Below are 372 nucleotides of genomic sequence, written 5' to 3'. Positions count from 1 at the left end.
TTCGTAAACACAGTACATCCAACAGTAGCGCTGTCCACCACTGCTGCGGCTATTGTCAATGCGTCGTTTACAGTAACTGCTGTATTCAGCGAAGCGGTGATTGGTCTTACGGTAGCAGACTTTACATTAACCAATGCTACTGCTGCTACGCTGCAAACTACCGACAATATTACCTATACCATTGACATAACGCCAACAGCCAATGGGGCTGTTGGTATTTCATTGCCTGCAGATGTAACGGTGAATATTGGTGACAACGGCAACACTGCGAGCAACACCATCAGTGTAACGGCAGATATCACGGCACCAGTAGTTACACAGGTAATTGTACCTGCGAATGGTTATTATAAAGCAGGTAGTACATTGAACTTT

1 protein-coding gene is annotated in these 372 nt (G+C 45.2%); it reads left to right on the top strand.

Translation table 11 applies throughout. From position 1 onward, the window contains the following. The coding region (locus AC1DP6_RS36620; protein WP_477059332.1) for an Ig-like domain-containing protein at window positions 1-372 on the top strand (372 nt) is incomplete at both ends.

Source organism: Chitinophaga sp. 01L420 (assembly GCF_056399985.1).
This window is presented reverse-complemented; position numbering and strand designations above follow the sequence as displayed.